11 protein-coding genes are annotated in these 14,566 nt (G+C 46.0%); 6 read left to right on the top strand and 5 right to left on the bottom strand.

The genetic code is table 11. The features are described from left to right. Window positions 1-362: 362 nt before the first annotated feature. Genes dnaA through gyrB form a run of 4 tightly spaced genes read left to right on the top strand, consistent with a single transcriptional unit; the run spans window position 363 to window position 6,376 of the window. Window positions 363-1,727, top strand: a complete 1,365-nt coding sequence (dnaA, locus tag L8G48_RS11785; protein WP_248264810.1) for a chromosomal replication initiator protein DnaA — start codon at window positions 363-365, stop codon at window positions 1,725-1,727. Window positions 1,728-1,762: 35 nt separating this feature from the next. After that, the gene (gene dnaN, locus L8G48_RS11780; protein ID WP_248264809.1) at window positions 1,763-2,866 is read left to right on the top strand and encodes a DNA polymerase III subunit beta; all 1,104 of its coding nucleotides are present in this window, start codon (window positions 1,763-1,765) and stop codon (window positions 2,864-2,866) included. A gap of 12 nt (window positions 2,867-2,878) precedes the next feature. Beyond that, window positions 2,879-3,943 (top strand): DNA replication/repair protein RecF, encoded by a 1,065-nt coding sequence (recF, locus tag L8G48_RS11775; RefSeq protein WP_282444915.1) that lies wholly within the window; start codon window positions 2,879-2,881, stop codon window positions 3,941-3,943. A gap of 15 nt (window positions 3,944-3,958) precedes the next feature. Then, a complete protein-coding gene (gyrB, locus tag L8G48_RS11770; RefSeq protein WP_248264807.1) occupies window positions 3,959-6,376 on the top strand; it encodes a DNA topoisomerase (ATP-hydrolyzing) subunit B in 2,418 nt (805 codons plus the stop codon). Window positions 6,377-6,457: 81 nt separating this feature from the next. Here gyrB and glyS read toward each other — a convergent pair whose 3' ends face one another. Together glyS and glyQ are read right to left on the bottom strand one after the other, a co-directional pair. Next, complete coding sequence (glyS, locus tag L8G48_RS11765) at window positions 6,458-8,524, bottom strand: glycine--tRNA ligase subunit beta (protein ID WP_248264806.1); 2,067 nt, start codon at window positions 8,522-8,524, stop codon at window positions 6,458-6,460. 13 nt (window positions 8,525-8,537) lie between these two features. After that, window positions 8,538-9,458, bottom strand: a complete 921-nt coding sequence (glyQ, locus tag L8G48_RS11760) for a glycine--tRNA ligase subunit alpha (RefSeq protein ID WP_248264805.1) — start codon at window positions 9,456-9,458, stop codon at window positions 8,538-8,540. 93 nt (window positions 9,459-9,551) lie between these two features. Between glyQ and L8G48_RS11755 the strand changes: the two genes are divergently transcribed. Together L8G48_RS11755 and L8G48_RS11750 are read left to right on the top strand one after the other, a co-directional pair. Further along, the gene (locus L8G48_RS11755) at window positions 9,552-10,151 is read left to right on the top strand and encodes a DNA-3-methyladenine glycosylase I (protein ID WP_248264804.1); all 600 of its coding nucleotides are present in this window, start codon (window positions 9,552-9,554) and stop codon (window positions 10,149-10,151) included. Window positions 10,152-10,167: 16 nt separating this feature from the next. After that, window positions 10,168-10,659: a GNAT family N-acetyltransferase gene (locus L8G48_RS11750; RefSeq protein WP_248264867.1), complete on the top strand. Its 492-nt coding sequence runs from the start codon at window positions 10,168-10,170 to the stop codon at window positions 10,657-10,659. A 20-nt stretch (window positions 10,660-10,679) separates the two neighbouring features. Here L8G48_RS11750 and tusA read toward each other — a convergent pair whose 3' ends face one another. From tusA to fadB, 3 genes are all read right to left on the bottom strand, one after another. Further along, window positions 10,680-10,919 carry a sulfurtransferase TusA gene (gene tusA, locus L8G48_RS11745; RefSeq protein ID WP_248264866.1) on the bottom strand — a complete coding sequence of 80 codons (240 nt, stop codon included), beginning with the start codon at window positions 10,917-10,919 and terminating at the stop codon, window positions 10,680-10,682. Between the two features lie 265 nt (window positions 10,920-11,184). Continuing rightward, window positions 11,185-12,348 carry an acetyl-CoA C-acyltransferase FadA gene (fadA, locus tag L8G48_RS11740; protein WP_248264803.1) on the bottom strand — a complete coding sequence of 388 codons (1,164 nt, stop codon included), beginning with the start codon at window positions 12,346-12,348 and terminating at the stop codon, window positions 11,185-11,187. Window positions 12,349-12,368: 20 nt separating this feature from the next. Then, the gene (gene fadB, locus L8G48_RS11735) at window positions 12,369-14,525 is read right to left on the bottom strand and encodes a fatty acid oxidation complex subunit alpha FadB (RefSeq protein WP_248264802.1); all 2,157 of its coding nucleotides are present in this window, start codon (window positions 14,523-14,525) and stop codon (window positions 12,369-12,371) included. Between the last annotated feature and the right edge of the window lie 41 nt (window positions 14,526-14,566).

Raw genomic sequence — 14,566 nt, 5'->3', positions numbered from 1 at the left:
CCGAAAAATTTAAAACCAAACGTGAACGGAATTTTTTAGAGCGCAGATCTTACCGATCTTTTGGCATTGAGTCAATGACCATAGACGGTTTTAGGCAATAAATCCAAAAATAATCTCATCCACAATCTTGGGTTATTAAAATATTGATAATGTGGATAAAATAACAGTTATTCACCGTTTTAGCGTTTTCCTGTTAGCTTTGTCACTTCGGTTTCAAGCAAGTTATGCGCCAGTTTTGATTTGTTTGACTGATTTTAACTCCTTTATTCATGCAGTTTTCAGGCAGTTTGTGCTAGCGAATATGAGCTGAGTGAAGTACAATATTCAGTTATGATAATAAAAAAACGATCCAGGAGAAGAGTGTGAATAATTCGCTTTGGCAACAATGTGCAGAGCGACTGCAATCGGAGTTACCGTTACAGCAGTTCAACACGTGGATCAGACCCCTACAAGCCAAACTGAATGGCGAAACACTGACTTTATTTGCGCCGAATATTTATTCGGTGGACTGGGTTCGCGACAAATATCTGAAAACCATCAATACCTATTTGGAAGTTTTGTGCGACGATAAAGTCCCTAATGTTGTTCTAAAGGTCGGTGAAGCATCGCCGACACAACGTGAGAACGACTCACCGCAACGCGCGGCTGCAACCCGCAGAAAAACACCTAACTTCTCATCGGGTAACGCCGATATAGAAGTACCTTTCGAGAGCAATATCCATCCGGAGTACACTTTCGACAATTTTGTGGAGGGTAAATCTAACCAACTGGCGCGCGCGGCGGCTATTCAGGTTGCTGAGAACCCTGGCGGTGTTTATAACCCGCTTTTTGTTTATGGTGGTACCGGCTTAGGTAAAACTCACTTATTACACGCCGTTGGCAATGGCATTATGGCGCATAACAAGGACGCTAAGGTGTTTTACATTCGCGCTGAGCGCTTTGTGCAGGACATGGTCAATTCTATTCGTAACAGTTCGACTAACGAATTTAAACGTTATTACCGCTCGGTCGATGCTTTGCTGATAGACGACATTCATTTTTTCGCGAATAAAAAAGGGTCTCAGGAAGAATTCTTTCATACCTTCAACGCGTTGTTAGAAGGTAATCAGCAAATTATTATGACCAGCGATCTTTACCCGAAAGAGATAGACGGAGTAGAAGATCGATTGAAGTCCCGCTTTGGCTGGGGGTTAACCATTGCAATTGAACCTCCTGAATTAGAAACCCGAGTAGCGATTTTAATGCGTAAGGCAGACGAGCGTGGTTTGAATATGCCGCACGAAGTTGCCTTTTTTATTGCAAAACGTTTGCGCTCCAATGTTCGTGAGTTAGAAGGGGCTTTAAACCGGGTTGTTGCTAATGTACAACTGACAGGTCGACCTATTACTATCGATTTCGTAAGGGAAGCGTTGCGTGACTTAATTGCGGCGCAAGAAAAGCTGGTCACTATTGATAATATTCAGAAGACCGTAGCGGAATACTATAATATTAAGTTAGCCGATATTTTATCGAAACGCCGAAGCCGCTCGGTTGCGCGTCCGCGTCAATTGGCGATGGCGTTAGCAAAAGAACTTACCAACCACAGTTTGCCGGAAATTGGCGATGCCTTTGGTGGTCGTGATCACACAACGGTATTGCATGCTTGTCGTAAAATTCAGGAATTGAAAGATGCGCAAAACGACATCAAAGAAGACCATAGAAATCTTATTCGAACATTGTCGTCATAAAGTGTCGTTATAAACAGGGAACAGGGGACTCAGTCATGAAATTTTCAATAAACCGCGATGCTTTTCTTAAGCCACTGCAGGTTGTTAGTGGCGCTGTTGAGCGGCGGCATACGTTACCTATTTTATCGAATTTGTTGCTGCAAGTTGATAACGGTCAGCTGAAGTTGACCGGAACAGATCTGGAAGTTGAACTGGTTTCATCCGTGGCGCTTGAATCAGCGGACATGGATGCAGCGGTTACGCTTCCCGCTAAAAAACTCTTGGATATTGTACGAAGCTTACCCGAAGGCTCAACGATTGAATTTACCTCACAGGAAGACAGCGCGACGGTAAAATCGGGCCGTAGTAAGTTTAAATTAAGCACGTTATCTTCAGACGACTTTCCCAATATTGATGACTGGAAAAGTGATATACATTTGGTGACTGAACAAGCCATACTGAAAGACTTAATGGAAAAAACCCATTTTTCTATGGCTAATCAGGATGTACGTTATTACCTGAATGGTATGTTGTTCGAAACCGATAATGGAATGTTGCGTTCAGTGGCAACCGATGGCCACCGTTTAGCGATGAGCACCTGCGCAATAGATCAGCCTGGGTTGGCACAGCGCCAGGTTATCGTTCCTCGTAAAGGCGTTGTTGAGCTGCTTCGTTTACTGGGTGATGACGACCAGGAAGTATCTGTTTCTATCGGTAATAACCATATTCGGGTAGAGACGCCGGAACTTGTTTTTACCAGTAAACTTGTTGATGGTCGCTTTCCTGATTACCGTCGGGTTTTACCAAGCGGCGGCGACAAAGTTGTCGTGGCTCATCGAGACGCCTTAAAACAGTCTTTCGGACGTGCGTCGATTTTATCGAATGAAAAATTCCGTGGGGTAAGGCTTAACCTAAGTAGCGGTGAGCTATGCATCACAGCTACTAACCCTGAGCAGGAACAAGCCGAAGAAATTATAGAAGTAGATTATCAGGGTGATGATCTGGAAATTGGCTTTAACGTGAGTTATTTATTGGATGTTTTAAATAATATCGATGATGAGCAAGTTTCCTTTACCTTGGCTGATTCGAACAGCAGTGCCCTCATAGAACCTCAGCATGATGAATCTTGCTGTTACGTTATCATGCCTATGCGTCTGTAATATTAAGTATTAATGTTCATTGAGACGTTGAACCTAAGCCATTTTCGAAATTTTTCGGAGGTGGCGTTGTCTCCCAGCCCCGGAATTAATGTGATAACCGGCGACAATGGCTCCGGTAAAACCAGTCTGCTCGAAGCTATATATTTATTAGGTTTTGGTCGTTCCTTCCGGCCAGGAGGATTTCGGCAGTTAATAAAAGAAGGTCATCAAGGTTTTACGGTTTTTTGTCGTTCTAGTGATTACGCAATAGGTGTGAGACGAAGCACCGATGGCGAGCAATCGTTAAGGCTCAATGGTGCTAATGTTCAGCGCATGTCCGATGTCGCACGGTTAGTTCCCGTGCAACTACTGACGCCTGAATCGGTAGACATCTTGTTAGAGGGACCGGGGCAGAGAAGGCAATTTATCGATTGGGGAGTGTTCCACGTGGAACATTCATTTTACTCGGACTGGGTTGCTTATACTCAACTGCTTAAACAAAGAAACAGTTTATTGAAGCAGCGCTCGCTACCGGTTCGTGAAGACAGATACTGGAAAGAACAACTGGCTTATTATGGCGAGCGCATTAGTAAAAGTCGCGAAAAATATCGACAAGAACTGAATGATTATATACAAGAGCTAGCGAAATCTTTTCTCCCCGATGTTACAATGGAAGTTCGATTAAAATCAGGCTGGGATACCAGCCAAAGTTTATTTGAGGCCTTAGAAAGCCATACAGAGAAAGATAAGAAATACGGCTTTACCTCGGTTGGGCCGCATAAGGCTGATATTAAAGTGATAGCTGATGGCGTGGAAGCAAAACATCGCTTATCTCGTGGGCAATTAAAAACCGCGATAACCGCTTTAAAGTTAGCGCAAGGGAAGCATTATCAAAAAATAAAAAGGCAACCCTGCATTTATTTAGTCGATGATTTAACGTCAGAACTCGATTCGAGAAACCAAGGGTTACTCTGTCGAGAGTTAGAAAATCTGGACGCACAAGTTTTTATCACCGCAATTACTGGAAAGCAGTTGTCGGATAAATTTCAAAAATCACCTCAAATGTTCCACGTAGAACATGGGGTAATAAACGAATGATATCGAGATAATACTATGGAAGAAAATAATTACGGTTCATCGAGTATAAAGGTTCTTAAAGGGTTGGATGCGGTTCGCAAACGCCCGGGTATGTACATTGGTGATACTGATGATGGAACGGGTCTGCACCACATGGTTTTTGAAGTTGTCGATAACTCAATTGACGAAGCCTTAGCTGGGCATTGCTCAGAAATTATGGTCACTATTCACTCTGACGGCTCTGTCAGTGTGAAAGATGACGGTCGTGGGATACCCGTTGATATACATGAAGAAGAAGGCGTTTCAGCTGCCCAGGTTATTATGACCGTATTGCACGCGGGTGGTAAGTTTGACGACAACTCCTATAAAGTATCCGGTGGTCTGCACGGAGTTGGCATTTCTGTTGTAAACGCGCTATCTGAAAAGCTGCAGCTAACCATTCGCAGACAAGGCAAAGTTTACGAGCAGACTTATCACATGGGTGAGCCGGATAGTGATGTAAAACCGATAGGCGATACTGACACAACTGGTACCGAATTGCGCTTTTGGCCTAGCCACGAAACCTTTACGAACACCGAGTATCACTATGATATTTTGGCAAAGCGCCTCAGAGAGCTTTCTTTCCTTAATTCTGGTGTTGGTATACGTTTACGAGATGAACGTGATGATCGCGAAAACTTGTTTAAATACGAAGGTGGTATTGCCGCTTTTGTAAATTACTTAAATCAGAATAAAACGCCTATTCACCAAAAAGCCTTTTACTTCACCATTCAAAGAGAGGATGGCATTGGGGTAGAGGTGAGTATGCAATGGAATGACTCGTTCCAGGAAAATATTTACTGCTTTACTAACAACATTCCTCAGCGTGATGGTGGTGCCCATTTAGCCGGTTTTAGAGCCGCGTTAACACGTACGTTGAATACCTATATGGAAAAAGAGGGATATAATAGAAAGTCCAAAACCTCTGCAACAGGTGATGACGCGCGTGAAGGTTTAACTGCCATTATTTCTGTTAAAGTTCCAGACCCCAAATTTTCTTCTCAAACAAAAGATAAACTGGTTTCCTCGGAAGTTAAGTCTGCCGTTGAGCAGGCAATGAATGAGCAATTAGCTGATTATCTGATAGAGAATCCGAGCGAAGCTAAACTCATCATTAATAAAATTATTGATGCTGCCCGGGCTAGAGAAGCGGCTCGTAAAGCTCGCGAGATGACACGTCGTAAAGGTGCTTTAGACATTGCCGGGCTGCCCGGTAAGTTAGCAGACTGTCAGGAAAAAGATCCGGCACTCTCTGAACTTTATATTGTGGAGGGTGACTCTGCAGGCGGTTCAGCTAAACAGGGTCGTAACCGTAAGAACCAAGCTATCTTACCATTGAAGGGTAAAATTCTTAACGTAGAAAAAGCGCGTTTTGATAAAATGTTGTCCTCGGTTGAGGTCGGCACATTAATTACCGCCATGGGTTGTGGTATTGGACGTGACGAATATAATCCGGATAAAACGCGCTATCACCGTATTATTATTATGACGGATGCGGACGTTGACGGTTCTCACATTCGTACGTTGCTGCTAACGTTTTTCTATCGCCAAATGCCGGAGATTATTGAGCGCGGATATATTTATATTGCTCAGCCTCCTTTGTATAAGGTTAAAAAAGGTAAGCAGGAAGTTTACATTAAAGACGATCCGGCACTGATTGGTTATTTAACCAGCCTGGCCTTAGACAATGCCTCTTTGCACGTCAACGAGACGGCTCCGGGTATTGCTGGTGATAAGCTTGAGAGGTTGGTTAACGGTTATCAGATGGCACAGGAAAATATCAAACGTTTAAGCCGTCGTATGCCTGAACGTTTCTTACAGCGTTTATTCTACGCGCCGCGCCTGACCGATGAGCGTTTAAAAGACCATGACTACATGGAAAAGTGGGTTAAAACATTAAATGATGATTTAACGGCCCGTGAAATCAACTCCGCCACTTACACGGTTTCTTTGCATGAAGATACTGAACGTAAAATGTGGATGCCAACAACAACGATTCGCCAACACGGTGTTGATACCGATTATCCACTGAATTATGAATTCTTGATGTCGAAAGACTATGAACAAATAGTGACCCTTGGTGAGGAAATTGATTCTTTGGTTGAAGAAGGCGGTTATGTTCTCCGAGGTGAGAAAAAACAACCGGTGAATCATTTTGTTGAAGCGGTACAATGGCTAATCAGCGAGTCTAAACGTGGTTTATATGTACAGCGCTACAAAGGCTTGGGTGAGATGAACCCGGGTCAATTATGGGAAACCACAATGGATCCCGATAGTCGCCGCATGCTGCAAGTAACTATTGAAGATGCAATTGGCGCGGATCAGCTATTTACGACCTTAATGGGTGATGAAGTAGAACCGCGCAGAGCGTTTATAGAATCTAACGCGCTTAAAGTTGCTAACCTGGACGTCTAGTAAGATTAGCAATTGATAAAAAGCTACAAAAAAAGCCGGCTCCATTTTATGAGCCGGCTTTTTATTATCAAATTCAATTGGTTATTGAAGAAGAGAGATGTCAGCAATCTTTAGAAACAACTGACGTAATCTAAACAGCAAGTTAAGCCGGTTCATGCGCACATTATCGTCTTCAGCATTAACCATCACATGCTCAAAAAACGCATCGACCGGCTCTTTAAGTTGAGATAAATGAGTCAGTGCCTCGCTATAGTCACCGTTTAAAATTAGCGGCTCTACATGGTCCTCTGTTTGTTTTACTAACCGATAAAGTTCAACTTCAGCCGATTCTTGTAATAGGCTCTCTGTTACTTCACCGGTAATGGTTTCATCCGATTTTGCCAGGATATTACCGACCCGTTTATTAGCCGCTGCCAGACTCTCAGCTGACGCCATCGATTTAAAAGACTGAACCGCTTTAACGCGTTGGTCAAAGTCTGTTGGTTTTGAGGGCGATCGGGCGAGCACCGATTGAATAACATCAACGGAAATGCCCTGATCCTGATACCAGGGGCGAAAACGACCCAGCAGAAAGTCAAAGACATCGGCTGTAACTGACGTGTTTGATAACTTATCGCCGAAGCCTTCACCCGAAGCGGATAGCAGCTTGTGTAAATTTAAGGGCAGTTGGCGTTCGACCAACGTCCGTAATAAACCTAAGGCTGCCCGACGCAGAGCAAATGGGTCCCGGTCGCCTTTAGGGACTTGACCAATACCAAAAATACCAACCAGAGTATCCAGTTTGTCAGCTAAGGCGACCGCACAGGCTTCTTTTGAAACGGGTAACTCATCTCCGGAAAAACGCGGCCAATAATGTTGCTCTATTGATTCAGCTACGGTCGGGCTTTCACCGTCGTTTAACGCATAATGCTTACCCATAACACCCTGCGTTTCAGGGAATTCAGAGACCATATCGGAAACCAAATCGGCTTTGCAGAGTAAACCCGCTCTTTCCGCCGCGTCTGTATCTGCCTTTAACTGATTAGCAATTTTACCGGCCAATACTGAAATACGACGCGCTTTATCACCAATACTTCCAAGCTGTTTCTGGAACAATACGGAATCCAGTGCTAAAACACGTGACTCTAAAGTCTTCTTCTTATCAGATTCAAAGAAGAACTGTGCATCAGCAAGGCGAGGGCGAACCACTTTTTCGTTACCTTTGATAATCTGCTGAGGGTCGCGACTTTCAATGTTGGTGATGAAAATGAACTGAGACAATAAATTGCCTTTGCCGTCTTCAACCGGAAAGTAGCGCTGATCATCTTTCATGGTCACAATAAGAGGCTCTTTAGGTACTGCTAAGAACCCTTGATCAAAACTGGCGGTTAAAGCCACCGGCCATTCAACCAGCGCAGCGACTTCCTCAACCAGTTCGTCATCCTGGATAACCTCACCACCAAGCTCGGAAGCAAGACGTGCAATTTCTGACTGAATGGTGTTGATACGCTCTTCAAAGTCAGCGATCACTTTCGCTTCACGCAGTTTAGTGAGGTAGTTATCGACGTGGTCGAGTTCAAAACCTTGAGCAGAGTGAAAGCGATGACCTTGAATAAAACGAGCACTTTTTGTTTCCAGAATTTCGGCGTCGAGAAGTTCACTACCCAACATCACCGTTAACGTGTGTACCGGTCGAATGAACTGAGCCGTGCTATCACCCCAGCGCATGGGTTTTGGAATGGGCAGAGTTTTAATCGCCGCTTCCAGAATACCCTGTACCAGTTGCGTTAAGGCTTGTCCTTTAACCGTGGCTTTATGGAGTAACCATTCACCTTTGTCTGTTGTCAAACGCTGCGCTTCATCGACAGTAATACCGTTTGAGCGAGCCCAGCCTTCGGCCGCCTTGGTTGGTTTACCGGAGTCATCAAAAGCAACGCTAACCGCGGGGCCTCGTTTCTCCACCACTTTATCCTGCTGTTCTGTCTCAACTTGCTGGACTAGAACGGCTAGCCGACGAGGCGTGGCATAAGCTTCAATACTATCGAAGCTAAGTTCCGCTATTTTTAAACCTGACTCAATGCCGGCTCTCAAGCTGTCGCGAAGAGATTTCAACGCCTTGGGAGGCAGTTCTTCAGTACCTAACTCAATTAATAAGTTTTCTTTGTGCACGGCTCTGCTCTCCTTAGTTCGCTGCTGTATTTTTTTTGTTTTGAGCCAGAGGGAAGCCAAGAGCTTCGCGCGCCTGGTAATAGACTTCGGCAACAGCTTTCGCCATGGTTCTGACCCGAAGAATGTAGCGTTGCCTTTCGGTCACAGAGATTGCGTGTCTGGCATCCAGCAAATTAAACGCGTGAGACGCACGCATAACCTGTTCATAAGCGGGTAATGGTAATAACTTCTCAATGAGCAGTTCACATTCTTTTTCACAGTCGTCAAAGCGACGGAAAAGCACATCAACGTCCGCGTATTCGAAGTTGTAAGTCGACTGCTCCACTTCGTTTTGATGGAATACATCGCGGTAGAATATTTTGCCTCGTGGGCCGTCAGTCCAGACTAAGTCGTAAATGCTGTCTACGCCCTGGATATACATGGCTAAACGCTCAAGACCATAGGTGATCTCTCCGGCCACAGGGCGACACTCTATGCCGCCAACTTGCTGGAAGTAAGTAAACTGAGTAACTTCCATACCGTTAAGCCAGACCTCCCAACCCAGGCCCCATGCGCCCAGGGTGGGCGACTCCCAGTTATCCTCAACGAAACGTATGTCATGAGTCAGCGGATCAAAACCAAGCAGTTCTAACGAACCCAGGTAAAGATCCTGAATATCTTTAGGAGAGGGTTTCATGATGACCTGAAACTGATAATAATGTTGCAGTCGATTGGGGTTCTCACCATAACGACCATCAGTCGGTCGGCGGCAGGGTTGCACGTAGGCAAAGCTGGCTGGTTCAGGACCTAAAGAGCGTAGAAAGGTCATGGGATGGAATGTGCCGGCACCTACTTCCATATCTAAGGGTTGAACCACTGCGCAGCCTTGCTGAGCCCAGTAATCCTGAAGAGCCAGAATCAGCCCCTGAAAGGTTTTCACATCGTATTTCGACATACGCATTCTCTGCTTTGTTATTTGTGGTTGACCAATGGCCAAAAATTATGCCTAGATTATACCCTCTGAAGCGCCTTGGTTATAGGGGAAGGCATGACAAATAATGAGCCGGAACGGTGTTCCTGGTGTGGATCTGCTGACGATTACCGTGAATATCATGACAAACACTGGGGGCGGCCGGTGCGTGACCCGATTGAACTCTTTGCAAAATTGTGTCTGGACGGGCAGCAAGCGGGTCTCAGCTGGTTGACCATTTTGCGCAAACAAGCTGGCTATGAGAAAGCCTTTTTAGGTTTTGATCCTAAAGCCATTATCGGTATGAGTGATGCCGATCGAGAATTACTGTACGGCAACCGTGATATTATCCGCAGCAAGGTCAAAATAAACGCTATTTTTACCAATGCTGAAGCCTATTTGAAGCTAGAACAAAAGGGCGTTAAGTTTGAGCAATGGTTATGGAGTTTTGTCGGCGGTTCACCGATTATTAATGCGTATCGGACGCAAAGTGAGGTTCCTACAGAAACCCTTGCTTCCCATAACATGGCGAAAGCGCTAAAACAGGAAGGCTTTAAGTTTGTCGGGCCGACCATTTGCTATGCTTTTATGGAAGCAGTTGGTATGGTTAACGACCATGTTATTAGCTGTCATTGCTATGAGCCTGTTGCGGAGCAAATGAAACAGTTTAGGTTGTAAAATGAGTGAAGGACAAATGATAGAAATTATTCTTGCGGATTATAGTAACTCCAAACACGGTAGTGCGGTTATTTCCATGTTGGATGCCTATGCGAAAGACCCAATGGGTGGCGGCGAAGGTATATCAGAGGATGTTAAAGAAAGCTTAATAGATGAGATGGCAAAAAGAGACCATGTTTTTTCTTTATTAGCCTACGATGGTGATACGCCGGTCGGCGTTGCAAACTGCGTTGAGGGTTTTTCTACCTTCGCTGCAAAACCATTGATGAATATTCACGATATAGCCGTTATTCCAGAGTATCGTGGCAAGGGGGTTGCTAAGAAATTGCTAGAGGAAGTGAAAACCCTGGCCGAATTCCGTGGCTGTGTGAAACTGACTTTAGAAGTGCTTGAAAACAATGACCGGGCCAAGCGGGCTTATAAAAACTTTGGCTTTGAACCTTATGAGCTAAGCGATGTAGGGCAGGCGGAGTTTTGGGAGTTTTATTTGAATAAAGAAAAAACCTGATGCGGTTGCGTCAGGTTTTTTTAATGTGATTTCCTGACCCAATAGCGGTACGGCATTCCTCCGGTTTCTGAACCCACCAACTCATGCTCCATAAATTCGCAAAAGCCCGGAATATCCCGGGTGGTTGCCGGATCGTCTGCGATCACTAGCAAAACCTCACCGACTGACATTTTACGAATAGCCGCACGTACTAACATAACGGGCTCCGGGCACTTAAGGCCCAACGTGTCTAATTCCTGATCAAACTTCATTTGAGTCATTTCTAAATAAAGGATTAATGTGGCAGCTGGGTAGTTTAACACTTTGTTTGCGTAAGAGTGAGGGGTGAGTGATGGATTGACCCGCTGTTTGTTGGCGGGAGTTACTTAGAAACTGTCTGCAGCCGTGGATGGCTGCAGTCAAGCCCCCAGAGATGGGTTTACGGCGTGTTTCTGAGTAACTCCTGACAATAAAAAGGGGCGAGCCATAGCTCACCCCTTTCTCTGGACGTTGCAGTGTTAAACCACCCAGGTTCCACTGTTTTCTTTAAACACGCTCAAACACGGTTGCAATACCCTGGCCAAGACCTATACACATAGTTGCCAGACCAAGCTTCGCGTTTTTCTCTTCCATCAGGTTGATTAGCGTGGTTGAAATACGCGCGCCTGAGCAGCCTAATGGATGACCCAGAGCAATAGCACCGCCGTTCAGGTTGACCTTCTCTTCCATCTTGTCGAACAGTTTCAGACCTTTTAATACCGGCAGTGACTGCGCGGCGAAGGCTTCGTTCAGTTCAACAACATCGATGTCGTCAATAGATACACCAGCACGTTTCAGTGCTTTCTCTGTGGCTGGCACAGGACCGTAACCCATAATAGATGGATCGCAACCGGCAACCGCCATAGAGCGAATTTTAACGCGCGGCGTCAGGCCTAGGGCTTTAGCTTTGTCGGCTGACATGACCAACATGGCAGCAGCGCCGTCAGACAACGCTGAAGACGTACCAGCGGTGACCGTGCCGTTAGCCGGGTCAAACACTGGGCGAAGCTGTGACAGGCCTTCTGCAGTGGTTTCCGGGCGTATTACTTCGTCTTCTGTAACGCGAACCAGTTCACCATCAGCATTATGGCCGTTCATTGGCAGAATTTCTTTGGCAAAACGACCTTCAACGGTGGCTTCGTGTGCTTTTCGGTGAGACCGTGCGCCAAATTCGTCTTGCTGCTCACGGGTAATACCAAATTTGCGAGACAACAATTCAGCGGTCATACCCATGCTGCCCGAAGCTTTCGCCACCGACTTATTCATGCCGGGATGAAAATCAATGCCGTGAGTCATCGGTACGTGACCCATGTGCTCAACACCGCCGGCCATAAAGATATCGCCGTCGCCGTTCATAATAGCGCGAGCTGCATCGTGCAGTGCCTGCATAGACGAACCGCACAGGCGGTTAACGGTAACCCCCGCGACTTTATGCGGAATGCCCGCAATAAGTGCAGAGTTACGCGCAATGTTAAAGCCTTGCTCTAAAGTTTGTTGTACACAACCCCAGTAAATATCTTCCAGTTCTTCGGCATCCACTTCCGGGTTACGCTCAAGCAAGCCCTTCATCAGCGCAGCTGAGAGGTCTTCGGCACGAGTATGGCGGAAAACACCATTTTTGGAACGCCCCATGGGCGTACGAATACAATCTACAATGACGATGTCTTTCATTTTAATAACCTCCTCAAGCCTTACTTCGCAGCGGTTGTGTCAAAGTAAGATTTACCGGCTTTAGCCATTTCACGCATGCCATCTGTTACCTGATAGATTTCACCGAGGTGTGCGTATTTGTCTGCCAGTTGAATAAAGTTGTCCATGCCCAGCGTTTCCAGATAACGGAAAGGACCGCCGCGGAATGGAGGGAAGCCTAAGCCATAAAGTAATGCCATGTCTGCTTCTGCCGCAGAGCCGACAATGTCTTCTTCCAGACAGCGAACTATTTCGTTCACTAATGGGATCATACAGCGGGCAATAACTTCGTCGGCATCCAGTTTCTTGCCTTGCTCACAGCCTAATAGCTCATAGGTGGCAGCATCGGCTTCTTTGGTTGGCTTACCTTTTTTATCGGTGCCGTAAGCATAAAAGCCTTTGCCGTTTTTCTGGCCATAGCGTTCTGCTGCTGCCAACTTCGCAATAGCGCTTGATGTGTCACGCTTCATGCGGGTAGGGAAGCCGTCTTCCATCACCACGGTGCAGTGGTCGGCGGTATCAATACCCACCACGTCGCTTAAGTAAGCAGGACCCATTGGCCAACCGAACTGTTTTTCCATGACTTTATCAATGCCGACAAAGTCAACGCCTTCATCAACCATACCAGCAAAGCCTGCCAGGTAAGGGAAAAGCACACGGTTGACTAAGAAACCAGGGCAATCGTTAACAACAATTGGTGTTTTACCTAATTTGAGCGCGTAAGCAACCACGGCATTAACCGTATCATCAGAGGTTTTTTCGCCACGGATAATTTCAACCAATGGCATTTTGTGCACCGGGTTGAAGAAGTGCATTCCGCAGAAATTTTCAGGGCGCTTCAGGTTTTTAGCTAACTCGGTAATTGATATGGTCGAGGTGTTTGACGTCAGAATCGCATCATCACCAATGACACCCTCAATTTCAGCTAATACAGCGCCTTTAATTTTCGGGTTTTCAACGACCGCTTCAACCACAATGTCGACGTCTTTAACGGCTTCATTTAAAAGCGTTGGAGTAATTGACGACAAGACTTTAATCATCTTCTCATTGTTAACTTTGCCGCGCTCAACGCCTTTTTTCAGGATTTTACCGGCTTCTTTCATGCCTAAATCCAGAGCGTCCTGCTTAATGTCTTTCATGACCGCCGGTACGCCTTTAAGTGCAGACTGATATGCGATACCGCCGCCCATAATGCCTGCGCCTAAGACGCCGGCTGTTTTGATGTCTTTAGTTGCCGCTTTAGCGTACTTCTTAGACTTACCTTTAACTGCTTGATCCGCCAGGAAGAGACCGACTTGTGCCTGACACGCGTCGGTTTGTGTTAAGTCGAAAAACGCATTGTTTTCGGCTTTCAGGGCGCCTTCACGATGTTCGCGTGCGCCATTTTCAATGGCTTCTAAGGCTTTGTGCGGAGCCGGGTAATGTTTGCCTGCTTTCGCCGCAATTAAGCCTTTAGCGGTAACCAGCGTCATCATTAATTCAGTGTCGTTGGCTTTTAATGGCTCAAGTTTAGGCTGACGTTTGGCTTTCCAGTCTTGCTGACCTGCGGCTGCCGCTTTCGCTAAATTAAGTGCCGCTTCTTTTAGTGTTTCGGGTTCAACAACCGCATCAACCGCACCCACTTTCAGTGCATCCAGCGCTTTGTTGTTTTGGCCTGTGGTGATCCATTCCAGCGCATTGTCGGGGCCAATAACGCGCGGTAAACGCATAGTGCCGCCAAAGCCGGGGATAAGACCCAGTTTGACTTCCGGCAAGCCGATGACTGCTGTGTTATCGGCTACGCGATAATCGCAGGCTAAAAGTGCTTCACAGCCGCCGCCCAGCGCAAAACCTGTTACCGCACCAACTGTGGGTACCGGTAAGTCTTCCAGCTGGTCAAAAACGCGCGATGCTTTAGCAACCCAACTGCGGGTTTTTTCCTGATCAGAAAATAATGCCAGGAACTCAGTAATATCAGCACCAACAATAAAGGTCGACTTGCTGCTGGTCACAATGACGCCACGTAGGTCGTCGGTATTTTTTAAACTTGTCAGCGCTTCGCTGAATTCTTCTAATGTTGCCTGGTCGAATTTATTAACCGAGCCTTTCGCGTCAAATTGTAATTCCGCGAAACCAGGTTCGATAAAATCGACCCGAATGCTTTCACCTTGATAAATCATCTTGGGTCTCCCACGACTTCCATTAATTTGTTGCTATAAAG

This window comes from Idiomarina aminovorans, from assembly GCF_023155095.1.
Classification (GTDB): domain Bacteria; phylum Pseudomonadota; class Gammaproteobacteria; order Enterobacterales; family Alteromonadaceae; genus Idiomarina; species Idiomarina aminovorans.
This window is presented reverse-complemented; position numbering and strand designations above follow the sequence as displayed.